This window comes from Pseudomonas sp. GW821-FHT09C10, from assembly GCF_059418085.1.
In genome coordinates this window covers 1-15,690 of the sequence record NZ_JBWKPE010000014.1, presented here as the reverse complement: position 1 = coordinate 15,690, position 15,690 = coordinate 1, and the positions used below count along the sequence as shown (strand labels likewise).

General features: G+C 61.9%; 12 protein-coding genes. 7 read left to right on the top strand and 5 right to left on the bottom strand.

Annotation, left to right across the window (positions count from 1 at the left end):
• From AC07OT_RS23590 to AC07OT_RS23570, 5 genes are read left to right on the top strand one after another with little or no spacing between them, the layout of a single operon-like run.
• Window positions 1-1,218 (top strand): glycosyltransferase family 4 protein, encoded by a 1,218-nt coding sequence (locus AC07OT_RS23590; RefSeq protein ID WP_495109171.1) that lies wholly within the window; start codon window positions 1-3, stop codon window positions 1,216-1,218.
• Complete coding sequence (locus AC07OT_RS23585; protein WP_065939417.1) at window positions 1,209-2,312, top strand: glycosyltransferase family 4 protein; 1,104 nt, start codon at window positions 1,209-1,211, stop codon at window positions 2,310-2,312. The genes AC07OT_RS23590 and AC07OT_RS23585 overlap by 10 nt, the downstream gene beginning before the upstream one ends.
• A 2-nt stretch (window positions 2,313-2,314) precedes the next feature.
• Window positions 2,315-3,742, top strand: a complete 1,428-nt coding sequence (locus tag AC07OT_RS23580) for an O-antigen ligase family protein (RefSeq protein WP_027603097.1) — start codon at window positions 2,315-2,317, stop codon at window positions 3,740-3,742.
• The gene (locus AC07OT_RS23575) at window positions 3,742-5,151 is read left to right on the top strand and encodes a lipid II flippase MurJ (RefSeq protein WP_495109170.1); all 1,410 of its coding nucleotides are present in this window, start codon (window positions 3,742-3,744) and stop codon (window positions 5,149-5,151) included. Before AC07OT_RS23580 ends, AC07OT_RS23575 begins: the two co-directional genes overlap by 1 nt.
• A 22-nt stretch (window positions 5,152-5,173) precedes the next feature.
• The gene (locus AC07OT_RS23570) at window positions 5,174-6,208 is read left to right on the top strand and encodes an acyltransferase family protein (RefSeq protein WP_495109169.1); all 1,035 of its coding nucleotides are present in this window, start codon (window positions 5,174-5,176) and stop codon (window positions 6,206-6,208) included.
• A gap of 36 nt (window positions 6,209-6,244) precedes the next feature.
• On the opposite strand, the gene AC07OT_RS23565 is transcribed toward AC07OT_RS23570, so the two are convergent.
• The 3 genes from AC07OT_RS23565 to AC07OT_RS23555 form a co-directional block, all read right to left on the bottom strand.
• A complete protein-coding gene (locus AC07OT_RS23565) occupies window positions 6,245-6,820 on the bottom strand; it encodes a DUF4174 domain-containing protein (RefSeq protein WP_065926894.1) in 576 nt (191 codons plus the stop codon).
• Between the two features lie 164 nt (window positions 6,821-6,984).
• Complete coding sequence (locus AC07OT_RS23560) at window positions 6,985-7,617, bottom strand: glutathione S-transferase N-terminal domain-containing protein (protein WP_495109168.1); 633 nt, start codon at window positions 7,615-7,617, stop codon at window positions 6,985-6,987.
• 31 nt (window positions 7,618-7,648) lie between these two features.
• Window positions 7,649-10,006: a DNA polymerase II gene (locus AC07OT_RS23555; RefSeq protein WP_495109167.1), complete on the bottom strand. Its 2,358-nt coding sequence runs from the start codon at window positions 10,004-10,006 to the stop codon at window positions 7,649-7,651.
• A gap of 218 nt (window positions 10,007-10,224) precedes the next feature.
• Between AC07OT_RS23555 and AC07OT_RS23550 the strand changes: the two genes are divergently transcribed.
• On the top strand, window positions 10,225-12,462 hold the full coding sequence (locus tag AC07OT_RS23550; protein WP_495109166.1) for a TonB-dependent receptor: 2,238 nt from the start codon (window positions 10,225-10,227) through the stop codon (window positions 12,460-12,462).
• 73 nt (window positions 12,463-12,535) lie between these two features.
• Here the strand turns inward: AC07OT_RS23550 and AC07OT_RS23545 are convergent, their stop codons facing one another.
• Window positions 12,536-13,003, bottom strand: a complete 468-nt coding sequence (locus tag AC07OT_RS23545) for an SRPBCC family protein (RefSeq protein WP_065939425.1) — start codon at window positions 13,001-13,003, stop codon at window positions 12,536-12,538.
• 99 nt (window positions 13,004-13,102) lie between these two features.
• Here AC07OT_RS23545 and AC07OT_RS23540 point away from each other — a divergent pair, with 99 nt between their 5' ends.
• Entirely contained in the window at window positions 13,103-13,504 is a 402-nt protein-coding gene (locus tag AC07OT_RS23540; protein WP_253493912.1) for a GFA family protein, read from the top strand.
• Window position 13,505: 1 nt separating this feature from the next.
• Here the strand turns inward: AC07OT_RS23540 and mrdA are convergent, their stop codons facing one another.
• Window positions 13,506-15,398: a penicillin-binding protein 2 gene (mrdA, locus tag AC07OT_RS23535; protein WP_092489799.1), complete on the bottom strand. Its 1,893-nt coding sequence runs from the start codon at window positions 15,396-15,398 to the stop codon at window positions 13,506-13,508.
• Window positions 15,399-15,690 lie beyond the last annotated feature (292 nt).

Here is a 15,690-nt window from a genome sequence, read left to right as displayed (position 1 = left end):
ATGCGCATTTTATGGATCCTGCCCTACTCGCCCTGGCCCGCCACCAGCGGCGGCAAGACCCGCCAGTTCCACCTGCTGCGCAGCCTGGCGGCGCGGGGGCATCGGATCACCTTGCTGCTGCATGACAAGCATCCGGTGTCCCCTGCCGACCGCCAGGTGCTGGAAGCGTTTGTCGAACAGTTGATCATCCTGCCGCGCCGGCCGTTGCGCAGCCTCAAGACCCTGGTGGCGGGGCTGTTTGCCCCCTACCCGCTGCTGGCCAGCGTGAATGGGCTGGCGGGCGAGTTGCAGGACACCTTCAATTGGTTGCTGGGTGAACAGTGGGACGTGGTGCAGATCGAACACAGCTACAGTTTCCAGCCTTACGAAGATGCGCTGGCGCGTGAATCACAGCCCTTTGTGCTGACCGAACACAATGTGGAATCGGCCCTGGGCGCGGCCACCTACGACCGTTTGCCGCGTTGGTCGCTGCCGTTCATTCGCTACGATCAATGGCGCTATGCCCGCTGGGAACGCCGGGTGATGCGCCAGGCCGCGCAGGTGGTGGCGGTCACTCAAAACGATGCGCACGTCCTGGAAAAAATCGCCGGCAAACCCGTACCGGTGGTGGTCAATGGCGTGGACTGCGATCACTTCGCCGCCGCCCATCCCGACCCGTCGACACGCCGCGTGCTGTTCCTCGGCAACTATGAATACGCGCCGAACGTGGACGCCATCGAATGGGCCCTGGATGAAATCCTGCCCAAGGTCTGGGCGCGCTGTGCGGATGCGCGCATGAGCGTGTGCGGCTTCGGCATGCCCGGCAGCTGGCGCGAGCGCTGGAAAGACCCGCGTATCGAGTGGCAAGGCTTCGTGCCCGACCTGCTCGACCTGCAATCGAGCTGTTCGGTGTTCCTGGCGCCGTTGCGCCATGGCGGCGGCTCCAAGCTCAAGGTGCTCGAAGCCCTGGCCGCCGGCCTGCCGCTGGCCAGCACCGAACAAGGCGTGTCGGGGTTGGACCTGGTGGAAGGCCTGGACTACCTCGGTGGGCAAAGCGCCGACGACCTGGCCGATGCCGTGGTGCGCCTGCTGCAATGCCCTGAAGCCGCCGCGCCCATGGGTGAGGCGGGCCGCGCCTACGTACGCCGCGCCCATGACTGGAGCGTCGCCGCCAGCCAACTGGAGCAGGTGTACGCCACCCTCGTGCCGCTGAGCCAGAGGGAGCACGCATGCGTATAGGCCTGGATTACCGCACCGTCGGCACTTCGCCGCAATCGGGCATCAGCCGCCAGGTGTATGCACTGGAAAGCGCCCTGCACACCTTGCCGGGCATTGAGCTTGAACGGTTTACCGTGGCGCCACTGGGCGATGAAACGCGCCTGCAGGCCCACTGCCCGGCGTGGGGCTGTGCCAAGACCGCCATGCACCAGCCGCAGAATCGTCTGCGCTTTGAGGCCGGTTTTCTGCCGCGTGCCTTGCGCGAGGAGCGTATCGACCTGTACATCAGCACCTTCAACATGGGCCTGCCGTTGCCGCCCAAGCCGAAGGGTTTGCGCACGGTGGTGCTGCTGCATGACCTGTTCCAGATCACCCTGGACAACTACCACGCCAACCGCTTGAAGGCGCTGATCTACAAGACCAGCGATCGCCTGTCGATTGCCTACGCGGTGCACAGCGCCGACCGCGTGTGGACGCCGTCGCAATACAGCGCCGATGAAACCGCGCGGCTGTTTCCCAAGGCGGTGGGCAAGATTCGTGTGCTGCCCAATCAGGTCGATGGCTTCGCCGGGCTGGTGGCGGACCTGAGCCGGCATCAATTGCCCGAGCGCTACTGGCTGCTGGTGGGCACCCGTGAGTTGCGCAAGAACGTGCCGTTTTTGGTGGACGCCTGGCAGCAGGCGCGACGCCAATCCCCTTCGGTGCCGGAGTTGGTGCTGGTGGGCAGTTTGGAACACTTGCCCGAAGCCCAGCGCACATTGCCGGGGATTCGCGCCCTGAGTGGCGTGTCGGACGCCGAGTTGCAGGGACTGTACCGCCAGGCGTCACGCCTGTGGCAGCCATCCTATGCCGAAGGCTTTGGCCTGCCGGTGATCGAGGCCCTGAGCGTCGGCACCCCGGTGGCGGTGGCCAGCGGCACTTCGCTGGATGAAATCACCCCGCCGTCGGCCCCGCGGTTTTCGCCCACCGATGGCCCGGCGCTGGTGCAATTGATGCTCAGCCTGGGCGCGCGGCCGGATGAAGACTGCGCCGAGCAACGGCGCCTGTGGGCGCAACGTTTCAACCATCATGCTTATCGCCAGCGCCTGGCCGAACTGATCGAGGAACTTCAGTGAGAGTGAACCTGGCAAGCCTCGTCGCGATCCTCTTCGGCCTGCTGTTTGGCGCCCTCGCCCTGCTGCTGTCGCCGGCCAAGGCGTTCCTGGCCGTAGTCGGCCTGGCGGGGGCAGTGACCATCCTGCGCTTTCCGTTGTGGGGGCTGTTGCTGTTCGCCATGATCGCCACGTTCATGCCGTACTCGACTATCAACCTGGGGATCCGCAGCACCGTCAGCGAAGCGATCCTGGCCCTGACCTGGGGCGCGGTGCTGTGGCACAACTTCCTGGCCCGCCTGCCCGATACGCCCAGCCTGACCCGCCGTCCCACCGACCAGATGCTGCTGTGGCTGATGCTGTTCAGCGTGTTCCCGTTTATCGTCGGCCAGGTCACCGTCCACGCCGACAGCAGCGGCGTGGCCAACTGGCTGCGCTGGTTACTGAGCCTGTCGGCGGTGTTCCTCTGCGCCAGATTGCTGGTGGACCGCAAGCAGCGTGAATCCTTGGTGATCGCCCTGTTGCTGGGCAGCCTGGCGATGCTGGTGCTGTCGATTGCGGTGTTCGTGCGCACGCGCTCCGGGGCCGGCATTGCGCCGATTCTGGCGTTGTTCAACTACGGCAATTTCGACATGTTGAAATTCGGTCTGGAGGCCATGTCTTCGCGCATGGGTTCGCCGTGGATGCACCCGAATGCCATCGGCGGGATCATGGCATTGTTGCTGCCCCTGGCCTTCTGCTTCGGCGTGACCGAACAGGGCTGGAAACGTGCGCTGGGCCTGGGCGTCGCCTGCCTGGGCGCGGCCGCGTTGCTGTTGGCCAGCAGCCGCGGCGCGATGGTCAGCCTGGCGTTGGTGCTGGTGTGGATGGCTACGCGCCGCGTGCCCTACACCGGGCGCCTGCTGATGATCGGCGCGGCACTGACCGTGGCACTGGTAATGGCCTACCCACCGTTGCAGGAACGCCTGGCGACGATTTTCTCCTCGGACAACGCCAGTACCGAAGTGCGGTTCGACGAGTACCGCATGTTCCCGCAGGCGGTGGTGTCTTATCCGTTCGGGATCGGCTTCAAGGTTGACCCGCCGGTACCGGGCACCCACCTGCTGGGGATCTCCAACCTGTGGCTGAACTTCATCTACAAGACCGGCATCGTCGGCATGCTGTTCTTTGTGGCGGTGACCGTGCGCTGGTGGCGTGAGGCGCGTCCGCAAAAAGGCCCGATCCGCCTGACCAAGGACAATGCCCTGTGGCTGGGCACCACCGGCGGGATTCTGTCGGCACTGGTCAGCGGCCTGTTCGACCACTACTTCAGTTTTGCGGTGGTGATGGTGGCGTTGTTCTGGCTGATGGTGGGCATCAATGTGCTGGAGGCGCGGCGGTTGTTTCCGGCGCGGCTGCCGCAGGTGAAGACCGTGGCCTACCGCAAACACCTGCCTGATGGGGCACGGCCCTGATGCTCGGCTCCGCCGCCTGGCTGACCCTGGCGACCCTGGTGGGCCTGTGCCTGGGATTTGCCCGTGAATGGTTGCTGGTGGCGGCCTGGGGCGCCGGAGAGCGCAGCGATGCCTTCCTGATCGCGCTGTTTTTGCCGGAAGCGCTGCGCATGTCGTTGGCCGGCGGTGTGCTGAGCGCCGCTGCGCTGCCGTTGTACCTGCAACGCAAGCATGGCGAACGCCTGGAGTGGCTGGCGGTGCTGTTCCCGGCGTTGCTGCTGATCGCGCTGGTCATCAGCCTGCTGCTGACGCTGTTGGCGCCGTGGCTGGTGCAAGTGCTCGGCCCGGGATTGGCCGACACCGCCACAGTTTTGGCCAGCAGCAACCTGCAGATCGTCGCCTGGTGTGTGCCGGGCTTGATGTTGCATGGGCTGTTCAGCATTCCCTTGCAGGCCAGCGAACGTTTTGTCCTCGCGGGGCTGGGCTCGTTGCTGTTCAACCTGCCGCCAGTGACGTACCTCGCCCTCGCGGGCACCACCAGCCAACCGCACGCGCTGGCCCTGGCCTGCCTGGCCGGCAGCCTGTTGATGCCGCTGGCGCTGTTGCCGTCGATGTGGCGCCAAGGCTGGCGGCCATGGCGCTGGCAACTGAGCGTCGCACCCTTGCGGGAGCTGGGCCAGCGCATCGGACCGCTGTTGCTGAGCAATGGCGCCAGCCAGGGGTTGGCGCTGATCGAGCGGCTGGTGGCATCGCTGCTGGGCGAAGGCGCGGTGACCTGGGTCAACCTGGCGCGCAAGCTGATGAACCTGCCGCTGATTGCGCTGATGAGTCTCAACCAGGTACTGCTGGGCATGATGAGCCGCCGTCAGGGCGATGAGCGCCTGGCCCTGCTCAAGCGCGGCCTGGAAACCGCCAGCGTGCTGACCCTGCCTGCCGGTGTCGGCCTGGTGGCGGCAGCCCCGAGCCTGGTGGCATTGCTGCTGCCCAAGCAATCGGCGGATTCGCCGTTGCCGCTGCTGCTGGCCTGGTTTGCCGTGCCGTTGGTGTTCGGCGCCTGGAACGCCTTGCTCGCGCGCTATGCCTACGCCGCTGGCGATACGCGCCAGCCACTGCGCTGCGAGTTGCTGGGCAGCCTGGTCAACGTGTTGTTGCTGGGAGCGCTGCCCTGGGTGTTTGGCCTGGCCGGTATCCCCTTGGCCGCACTGGCCGGCGTGATCTGCACCGCACTGTTGCTGATGCAGCGCCAGGCCTTGCTCGACGCCCTGCCCTGGGCCCGGCACTGGCTGCTCAGTGCACTGCTGATGGGGCTGGCGGCGCTGATGCTGTTTGGTATTGAAGGCGTGTGGTTGCAACTGGGGCTGAGCACCCTGGCGGGCGCCGTGGTGCTGCTCGGCATGGGGCTGTGGCTCAAGCCGTGGCGCAAGGCATGAATGATCGATCGGGAGCACTCAGGTGAAAAATCGCTGGATTCAAATGGATATCGCCAAGGGCATCGGCATCCTGGTGATCGTGTACGCCCACAGTTGGTTTGTCGCCACCTCCCTGGACTTGATGTACCCGATCCTGGCGTCGTTCGTACTGCCGTTGTTCTTCTTTCTGTCGGGGGTGTTTTTCAAACCTGAACAGCCGTTTGTCGAGATGGCGGTGCGTAAGGCCGACGGCCTGCTCAAGCCGTTTTTCTTCACCATGCTGGTGTATGTGATCGTGCGCGATGTGCTGCGCGGCCAACCGCTGCTGCCGGATATCGGCGGCGTGCTGTACGCCTCGGTGGACACCATCCCGTGGCAGGCGCTGTGGTTTTTGCCGCACTTCTGGGTGGCGATCCTGTTCAGTTGGGCGGTACTGCGGCTGATCCAGCGCCTGCCGCTGGCGGTGAGTTGCGCAGTGATGCTGGTGCCGCTGCTGATCGGCATCTGGATGCTGCCGTGGTTCTGGCAACTGCCGGTGACTCTCGGCGGGCAAACCTGGGTGCTGCCCGGCCTGCCCTTCAGCCTGGATATCACCCTGATCAGCAGCGCGTGTTTCGTCTACGGCTACCTGCTGCGTGACTGGCTGCGTACCCATGCGGGGTCACTGCTGACCCTGCTGGTGTCGGTGGCGCTGTTCGCGGTGGTGTTCCTCTACCGGGGCGACACCATGGACCTGGCGCAGCGTCGCTACGACCACTGGCTGTGGACCAGCCTGCTGGCGGTGATTGGGGTGTACCTGTGCTGGGCGTTGGCGCGGGTGCTGATGGCGTCGGCCCTGATCACCCGGGTCATGACCTACATCGGCCAGTCGACCCTGATCCTGCTGATCTTCCATGGGGAGATCCAGCACAAGACATTCGACTTGATGGAGCGTCTGGGGCTGCACGCGTTTGTCGCGGCCTGTATCGGCTTTGTGGTGGCGGTGGTGGTGCCGTTGTTGATCGGGGAAGTGATCAAGCGGGTGGCGTTCCTGCGGTTTTTCTACTTTCCATTTCCGCTGCGCAAGACTGCCGGATAACGGTAGGAGCGAGCGTGCTCCTACCGAGTATCAGGTTCAGTCATCCAGTTGTTGCGCGGCGGGCTTGCCGGCGTGTTTCGCCGGCTTGGCGCCCTTGGCCGGAGCCGGTGCAACGGGCTCGGGTTCCGGGGCGGCGGCGGTTTCTTTCTCGGCCATCGGCATCTGGTCGATGGCGCTGAAAAACTCTTTCAAGTCGAGGGTATCCGGTGGCACGGTCTTCTCGACTTTCTTCTCGCCATCCTTGCCCACCAGGATCACTTTGGTGCCGCTGCCGGCGCCCAGTTTGAGGGCGCGGATCAGCGCATTGGTCTCGGGCGGCGTGAGCTTCTTGTTGTCCTTGGGGTCCTTGGCGAACTTCTCCCCTTCGGCACCGATGCTGCCGAACTTAACGGTGTAGAACACCATGCTGCGCTCTTCAAAGGACTGCTTGGTGGCAGGCTCGTCCAGTTGTTTCTTGAGGGTCGCCAGTGTGTCGTTGCCGGAATCAAGCTCCACCACCACCAGTGGCCGGGCTTTGCCCAGGTCCTGCTTGAGCGGGTTGATATCATCAGCAGCCAACAGCGGCCCCGTAAAAGCCATCAAGGTAGCCAGGGTCAGCGACCGGATGAGCATGCGCACCTCCTTTGAATTCCATGCAGGGTTCTTGAGTTTCATGTCTGCGACAGTCAAATTCAAGGATGATTCCTACACCGCGTTCAGAAAGCGTAGGCCAGGACGCCCGCTCCGCAAGGACTTGGCGGCGACAAGCCGCATTGTTTCCTTTGATTGCGGAAACATTACGAGACCTTCCAGCCCGGCCAATGGCGGGCAAAGACAGGTGCCACGATCGGGTCGGCATCCACCTGCGCCAGGGTCTGGGCAAAGCCTGGCGCCAAGGCAGTCAAGGCCTCACGCGCCTCATCCCAGCGCGACACCGCCGCCGCCATGATGCCCAACGCATTCGGTGCGCCGTCGGGCGCGAACAGCTGGCCGGCAAACTGTTCCGCAAACACCACCCAGGCCTGATGCAGATAGCGGCGCGTGCCGGTGGTCAATTGCGTCTGCACCGCTTCATCGACGTTGCCCAGCCAGCGTTGCGGGTAGTCGATGATGCCGATCGCCGAATAACAATTGGCCGCGATGTACACCAGGCCGCGAATGATCTGGTCACGGTCGCCGCCCAGCAGATGCGCATCGGGAAACGCCAGGCCCAGGTGGATCAGGATCGCGGCACTTTCCGTCAGCACCTGCCCATCGGGGGTGACCAGGGTGGGCACCTGTTTGAGCGGGTTGATACGGGCAAGCTCGTCGCTGCCCTCGCCGTCGGCCCAGGAGGCGGCGTCCACCCGTCGCCAGGGTACCGCGCACCGCTGCAGGGCGATTTCGATCATGCAGGAGCCGGATTCGTCGATGCCATAGAGTGTGTACATAGCCTTTCCTCCATTGGATGAATCAAGGATTTTAGAACAGGCCCATTTGCCCGCCGACCAGGGTGCTGAAATCGTCACTCACGAACGGCAGTATCGCATCCGCGACCGGTTGCAATTGCCGGGTGACGTAGTGGTCGTAATCAATCGGCGCCTGGCGTACTTCCAGCGGTTCGGGGCCGTTGACGCTGATCACGTAGCGGATCCAGCCGCCGCGCTGGTACTGGCGCGGGCGCCCCAGGCGGTCGTTGTATTCATCGGCCAGGCGCGCCGCGCGTACATGGGGCGGCACGTTGCGCTCGTAGTCATCCAGTTGACGGCGCAGACGTTTGCGGTAGATCAGCAGTTCATCGAACTCGCCGCTCAAGGTGCGGCGCACGTAGTCGCGTATGTAGTCCTGATGGGGCTGGCGGTGGAAGATGCGCTGGTAGAGTTCCTGCTGGAACCGGCGGGCCAGGGGCGACCAGTCGCTGCGTACGGTCTCCAGGCCTTTGTAGATCATCTCTTCGCTGCCGTCGGCATGTACCACCAGGCCGGCGTAGCGCTTCTTGCTGCCCTCCTCCGCGCCGCGAATGGTCGGCATCAGGAAGCGGCTGAAGTGGGTTTCGTATTGCAGCTCCAGGGCACTTTGCAGGCCGAACGCGCTGTGCAGGTGCTCACGCCACCAGGTGTTGACGTGCTTGACCAGCGCCTGGCCGATACGGCTGGCGTCGTCCTGGGAATGCGCGCTGCCGAGCCACACGAAGGTGGAGTCGGTGTCGCCGTAGATCACCTCATACCCCTGGGCTTCAACCAGTTCGCGGGTCTGGCGCATGATCTGGTGGCCGCGCATCGTGATCGAGGAAGCCAGCCGTGTATCGAAAAAGCGGCAACCGCTGGAACCGAGTACGCCGTAGAACGCATTCATGATGATTTTCAGCGCCTGGGACAGCGGCGCGTTGTGCTCACGCTTGGCCTCTTCGCGACCTTCGGAGACACGCGCAACGATGGCCGGCAGGCAGTGCCGGGTGCGAGAAAAGCGTGCGCCGCGAAAGCCTTCGACGGAGTCGCTGTCGTCGGGGTGCTTGAGGCCTTCGATCAGGCCCACCGGGTCGATCAGGAAGCTGCGGATGATCGAGGGGTAGAGGCTTTTGTAATCGAGCACCAGCACCGATTCGTAGAGGCCGGGGCGCGAATCCATGACAAACCCGCCGGGGCTGGCCTGGGGCGGTTTGTCGCCCAGGTTCGGCGCGACGAAGCCCTGGCGGTGCATCAGCGGCATGTACAGGTGGGTAAATGCCGCCACCGAGCCGCCGTTGCGGTCGGCCGGCAACCCGGTGACGCTGGCGCGCTCGAGCAGGAACTTGAGCAGCTCGGTCTTCTCGAAAATCCGCGTGACCAGCTCGCAGTCCTTGAGGTTGTAACGCGCCAGGGCGGGCTTGTCCTCGGCGAACATACGGTTGATTTCGTCCATGCGTTGATACGGTGTGGAGATGTCCTTGCCCTCGCCGAGCAGGGTTTGCGCGACGTTTTCCAGGCTGAAGGATTCGAAGCTCCAGGTGGCCGAACGCAGGGCTTCGATACCGTCGATGATCAGGCGCCCCGCCGCTGCGGCGAAGTAATGGTTGCGGCTGCCGTGCTCGCGCCAGGCCATGGGCTCATCGCCGCGACCGAGCATCAACGGCACGTTGAGGCGCTGGGCATGTTCGTGGAGTACGCGCAGGTCGAACTGCACCACATTCCAGCCGATGATTGCATCGGGGTCATGGGTGGCGAGCCATTGGTTGAGGCATTCGAGCAGTTGGGCGCGGGTGTCGCAGTAGTCGAGCTTGAAGTCCACCGCGTCCGTCTTGTTCGGCGGGCCGAGCATGTACACCTGGCGTTCGCCGCAGCCTTCGAGGGCGATGGAGTAGAGGTCGCCCTGGGCGGTGGTCTCGATGTCCAGGGACACCAGCTTGAGCGGTGGGCGGTAGTCGGGCGCGGGCTTCATCTGCGCGTCGCACAGGGTGCCACCGGCATCCGCTGTCCCCCCGAACCAGACCGGAGCGGTGATGAAACGCTCCATCATGTAGCGTTCCGGCGGGCGCACATCGGCTTCGTAGACATCGACACCGGCGGCGCGCAGGCGCTTTTCCACGTCCATCAACTGGCGGTGCTGGCGCGTGTAAAGGCCCAGGACCGGGCGGTGATGGAAATCGCAGAGTTGCAGCGGGCGCAATTCGATATCGCGTTCACCTTTGAGCAACCAATCCAGCGGCTTGCGATGGGCCTCGGGAATAAACATCACCGAGGTCTGCACGGGTAGGCGGATAAACCGTGGCCCCTGGTCTGTGGCCAGCCAGAAACTGACCTCCGTGCCCGCCGGGGTGTCGCGCCAATGCCGGGTCAGGACAAAACCCTGCTGTAAATCCACCGTACCGCACCTCTGGAATAGCTTTCAGGCGTTGATTCTACGCGGCATCGGCGCAAACGCAGCAGGTAAACGCGCACGCAGACTGCAATCTGACAAATTTGTTGCATGCCGTTAATAATAATTACTATCATCTGCGCCGGAGTCGTATTCGCGCAGTGAGGAAGCGCAACGCCTGTTGCCCCTCTTCTCACATTGACGGTTCGCCGTCAGGATCGACCATGCCCACCCGTAGCCCATTCGCTGTGCCGTTTCGCCCGACCTTGCTCGCCCTTTGCTGTTCCCTGAGCCTTGCCGCCCATGCTGCAACCCCAGTCAACCCGCAGGATGCGAACAACCGTCAGGACGGCAGCACACTGGAATTGGGTGCCACCACTATCAACGCCGACGGGCCCGCACCGGGTGCCCTTCCCCCCGTGTACAGCGGCGGCCAGGTGGCACGCGGTGGTCAATTGGGAGTGCTGGGCAACCAAGACATCATGGACGTCCCCTTCAGCATGGCCTCCTATACCGAAAAATTGATTCGTGATCAGCAGGCCGAGACCGTCGGCGATGTGCTGCTCAATGACTCGTCGGTGCGCCAGGCGTCGGGGTATGCGAACCAGGCGCAGACCTTCATGATCCGTGGCCTGCCGTTGAACGGCGATGACATTTCCTACAATGGTTTGTACGGCATCCTGCCACGTCAGATCATCTCTACCGACGCCCTGGAGCGTGTGGAAGTGTTCAAGGGGCCCAACGCGTTTATCAACGGCGTGACACCGGGCGGCTCGGGGATCGGCGGCGGCGTGAACCTGCAACCCAAGCGCGCCGATGATGTACCGCTGCGTCGCTTCAGCACGGATATCAGCAGCGATGGCCGTGTAGGCGAACACGTGGATATCGGCCAGCGGTTCGGCGAAGACAATCGTTTTGGTGCACGGGTAAACCTGTCGCAACGCGAAGGGGATACCGGTATTGACGATGAAAATCAGCGTTCCAAACTGTTTGCCCTCGGCCTGGATTACCGCGGCGATGCTTTGCGCGTATCGAGTGATTTTGTCTATCAAAAGCAGCGCATCAACGGCGGGCGCAATTCGGTATTCCTGGGTACCGCCACCCATGTACCGGATGCGCCTTCAGCAGACACGAACTATGCGCCGAGCTGGAGCAGTACCAACCTTGAAGACACCTTGGGGATGCTGCGCGCCGAGTATGACCTGAACGAAAACTGGACGGCTTATGCCGCAGCCGGTGCCAAACACAGCCGTGAAATGGGCCAATATTCATCGGTGACCCTGACCGATAACCTCGGCAATGCCACATCCAGCCGCTCGACCATCGCGCACGAAGAAGAGAACTCCAGTCTCATGAGCGGCCTGAACGGCAAATTCCAGACCGGCGCCGTCAGCCATCGACTCAACTTCGGCCTCGCGGGCATTTGGACTCAGGCACGTAACGCCTATGTCTTCAACGGCTCACCGAGTGCGACCAATATCTACGCGCCTGTGACTGGCGCACCACCGACCCTCAACAACCCGCGCAATACTCCGGGTACCGATTTCAGCGACCCGACCATTACCGCCAAGACATTCGTGCGCAGCGTAGCCGTCTCCGACACCGTGGGCTTCTTCGATGACCGCCTATTGGTGACCGTCGGCGCACGTCGCCAGCAGATGGTGGTTCAGGGTTACAACTACATGAGCGGTACACGCACCGCCAACTATGACGAATCGATCACCACGCCGGTCTACGGCATTGTGTTCAAGCCATGGGAACACGTGTCGGTGTACGCCAACCGCATCGAAGGCTTGGCCCAAGGACCGGTTTCCCCGCTCGTGGCAGGCACCCGCACTGTGATTGGCGGCGGGCAGGCCTATGCGCCCGCTCGCTCCAAGCAGATCGAAGCGGGCGTCAAAGTGGACATGGGTAACTATGGCGCTACCTTAGGGGTTTATCGTATCGAGCAGCCTGGAGCAGGTTACTCGGAGGTCGTCGATGCAACCACCGCACGCTACGTTCGTGAAGGCCAGCAGATCAATAAAGGCGTCGAATTGAATGTCTTCGGCGAACCGGTCAGCGGCCTGCGTTTGCTGGGTGGTGTGACCGTGATGAAGACCGAACTCAAGGACACACAGAACGGTGCCAACGATGGCAACCGCGCCATTGGTGTACCTTCCTTCCAGCTCAACGCGGGCGTGGACTGGGATGTACCCACCCTGCAAGGCGTGACCCTCAACGGGCGCATGCTGCGCACCGGTGGCCAGTACGCGGATGCAGCCAACAACTTGAGCCTGCCGGTCTGGAACCGCTTCGATATAGGCGCGCGCTATACGTTCACGCTGGACCAGCGTGATGTAACTCTCGGGGTTACTGTGGAAAACGTCGCTAACGAAAAATACTGGGAGTCGGCTCAGGGCGGGTTCCTGAGCCAGGGCGATCCTCGCGTAGCCAAGTTGTCCGCGACGGTGGATTTCTAACCGTCAGGCCATTCCCCCGTGAACATTGGGAACGACAAAGACGGGCATCCGTTAATGATGCCCGTTATGCGGCTCACGCCCTACGTGCTTTGCTCAAATAGTTTTCGATATTACCCATCTGATCGTCCCAGCCACGGGAGTTCATCTTGAAGGCCTTTTGCCGACGAGCCTCCGGCACCGCGTTGAAACCGGATTCAACCACCCGCAGCAAAATGCCCGGCGCCCGATCCTCAATGGTGAATTCCACCAGTGTCGGGGTTTCCTTGTCGTAGTCGACGCCCTCTTCCACTGCGAAGGGGTGCCACCAGAAAGAGAACAATGTTTGCGGCAGGATGCGTTCGATTTTGGCTTTCCAGATCACGTGTTCGTAACCTGGGTAGGTAATCGGCGCCTCTATGGTTTCCCCTGCCACAAAGGCTTTGCCCTTGAGAGCGATACCAAACCAATTACCGAATTGCTCGGCATGGGTGAGCGCTTCCCAGACCTGTTTACGTGAAGCGTTCAGCAGAACTTTTCGCTCAATGCGATCTAATACGTGCATAAGTCACCTCCTCCATTGACAGTAGGCGACACCAAATAATGCGCAACCTCAGGTTGTAAGCAATCATGATGACCCCGTCCTTGAACCGGCAATACGTTTATGACTGACCCATTGAATGGAAGTTGCTTCTGCAAAGGTGTCCGCTATCAGGTGGACCAGTTGGACATGCCTATCAGCCACTGCCACTGCGCAAGCTGCCGCAAAATACATGCGGCGCCGTTTGTCGCCACCGCTGGCGTAATGCGCGAACATTTTCGCTGGACGCAGGGAGAGGAACTGTTGGCGTCCGTTGAATCTTCGCCGGGTAAGCTCAGGCATTTCTGTTCGCGCTGCGGCTCCCATCTGATAGCAGAGCGTGGGCATCAGCCCCATGTGATCGTGCGGGTAGCGACGCTGGACGATGATCCGGGCGTCAGGCCCACCTCGCACATCTGGACGGCCCATGATGTGCCCTGGCTTGCCCATGAAGGCATAGAGCAATGGGACGAGTGGAAGGCATGATTTAAACGTGGGGGTCACCTGGCGCTTTTGCCGGCGTCGCATATTGTGGCTTCAGGTGACCGTCCTGGTCGAGTAGCCAGGCATCCATGATTTGCCGCACCACCGGACCCGCGACGCGACCACCGGCCTCACCGTTTTCGATCATCACCGAAATCACTATCTTCGGGTGTTCGGCCGGAGCGAAGCCAACGAACAACGCGTTGTCACGGTGGCGTTCCAGGGTCTTCTCGCGGTTGTAACGCTCGCCTTGCTTGATCGCAACCACTTGCGCGGTACCGCTCTTGCCGGCAATGCGATATTGCGCCCCTTGTGCGGCGGCCCGGGCGATACCTCGTGGGTCATGCATCACCAGTTGCATACCGTGGTTGACCTGCTCCCAATCACGCGGATCTTTGAGGACGACGTTGGGCATTGGATTCTGGTCTACCGGCGGCTCACCATTGATCGTCTTGGCCAGGTGAGGCCGATTCCACACGCCTTTGTTGGCGATCAACGCCGTGGCCTGGGCCAATTGCAGCGGAGTGACTTGCATGTAACCCTGGCCAATGCCGAGGATCACGGTTTCACCTGGGAACCAGGGTTGGCGCCGTGTGGCGCGCTTCCATGCCTGGGATGGCATCAAGCCAGCGGACTCTTCGAACATGTCCAGGGAGACTTTCTGACCCAGGCCGAACTCGGCCAAGTAGTCATGCAGGCGGTCAATGCCGAGTTTGTGAGCCAGGTCGTAAAAGTAAGTGTCGTTGGAACGCATGATGGCAGCGTCCATGTCTACCCAGCCGTCACCACTGTGGTTCCAATTGCGGTATTTGTGGTCAAAGTCGGGGAGCTGGTAGTAACCGGGGTCAAATACACGGGTCTGTGGGGTGACAACACCGCTGTCGAGACCAGCGATGGCCACTTCCGGCTTGATGGTCGAACCTGGCGCATAGAGCCCTCGGAGGACGCGGTTGAAGAGCGGCCGGTCAATGGAGTCGTGCAGCGCGGCATATTCCTTGAAACTGATGCCGGTGACGAACAGGTTCGGGTCAAAACTCGGCTTGCTGACCATGGCCAGCACTTCACCGGTTTGCGGATCAAGGGCAACCACCGAGCCACGGCGATCACCCAGGGCCTCTTCCGCAGCCTCCTGGAGCTTCACATCGAGGCTCAGGACGATATTTTTGCCAGGGATCGGGTCGGTGTGCTTGAGCACACGGAGTACGCGGCCCTGGGCATTGGTCTCGACCTCTTCGTAGCCGACATGACCATGCAGTTCGGACTCGTAGAAACGCTCGATACCGGTTTTGCCGATGGACTGCGTGCCACGGTACTCCACCGAGTCGAGGGCTTTGGATTCTTTCTCATTGATCCGCCCCACATAACCGATGGAGTGGGCAAAATGCGCACCCAGCGGATAGTGACGGACGAATTGCGGCTCCACATCTACTCCTGGCAGGCGGAACTCATTCACCGCCAGCAATGCAATTTGCTCTTCGGTCAACTCGTAAAACAATGTCACGGGAACGAATGGGTGGCGTGCCTGCTTCAGAGCCTTGTCGAACAGTGCTCGGTCTTCGACAGGCAGGTGCAGCAAGTTGACGATGGCGTCGAGCTCGCCCTTGAGGTCAGTGGTGCGCTCGCGGGTGATGGTGAGGTTGTAGCTGGGTCGATTATCAGCCAGCACCACGCCATTACGGTCATAGATAAGGCCGCGCGTCGGAGTGATGGGCAGCACATGGACGCGGTTGTTTTCAGAAATCGTGGAGTGGTAGTCGAACTGTACGACTTGAAGGAAATACATACGCCCCACCAGGGCACACGTAATGCCTATCACCAACAACGCACAAGCGAGCAGGCGCTTGTTGACCAGGCGGTTTTCTTTTTCGTGATCTTTAATCGGTATCGGTTCAGGCATTTCTACAGCATCTCGTTGAAGAAGGTCGACGCCGCATCCTGCGATGAAAGATCAGTCCTTGGGAAATGTGCTGCACCATACCAAAAATGCAGAAACACTTTGCATTGAATTCCCCAACGGCACTCTGAAGTGAGTTCCATCTCGATGGGTACGGCGATACGGCAACTGCCCTTGACGATACTCAACAGCTCATCCGCCTAGGCGTACCCACTTTTCGACCGCCCAAAACAAAACCCCATCTGCTCTCGCAAATGGGGTTTCGGAATTTAATCTTGACGATGACCTACTCTCA

Coding starts and splice junctions, on each gene's coding strand:
- AC07OT_RS23590 (WP_495109171.1), top strand. CDS start 1: ATGCGCATTTTATGGATCCTGCCCTACTCGCCCTGGCCCGCCACCAGC.
- AC07OT_RS23585 (WP_065939417.1), top strand. CDS start 1,209: ATGCGTATAGGCCTGGATTACCGCACCGTCGGCACTTCGCCGCAATCG.
- AC07OT_RS23575 (WP_495109170.1), top strand. CDS start 3,742: ATGCTCGGCTCCGCCGCCTGGCTGACCCTGGCGACCCTGGTGGGCCTG.
- AC07OT_RS23565 (WP_065926894.1), bottom strand. CDS start 6,820: ATGCTCATCCGGTCGCTGACCCTGGCTACCTTGATGGCTTTTACGGGG.
- AC07OT_RS23560 (WP_495109168.1), bottom strand. CDS start 7,617: ATGTACACACTCTATGGCATCGACGAATCCGGCTCCTGCATGATCGAA.
- AC07OT_RS23550 (WP_495109166.1), top strand. CDS start 10,225: ATGCCCACCCGTAGCCCATTCGCTGTGCCGTTTCGCCCGACCTTGCTC.
- AC07OT_RS23545 (WP_065939425.1), bottom strand. CDS start 13,003: ATGCACGTATTAGATCGCATTGAGCGAAAAGTTCTGCTGAACGCTTCA.
- AC07OT_RS23540 (WP_253493912.1), top strand. CDS start 13,103: ATGACTGACCCATTGAATGGAAGTTGCTTCTGCAAAGGTGTCCGCTAT.
- mrdA (WP_092489799.1), bottom strand. CDS start 15,398: ATGCCTGAACCGATACCGATTAAAGATCACGAAAAAGAAAACCGCCTG.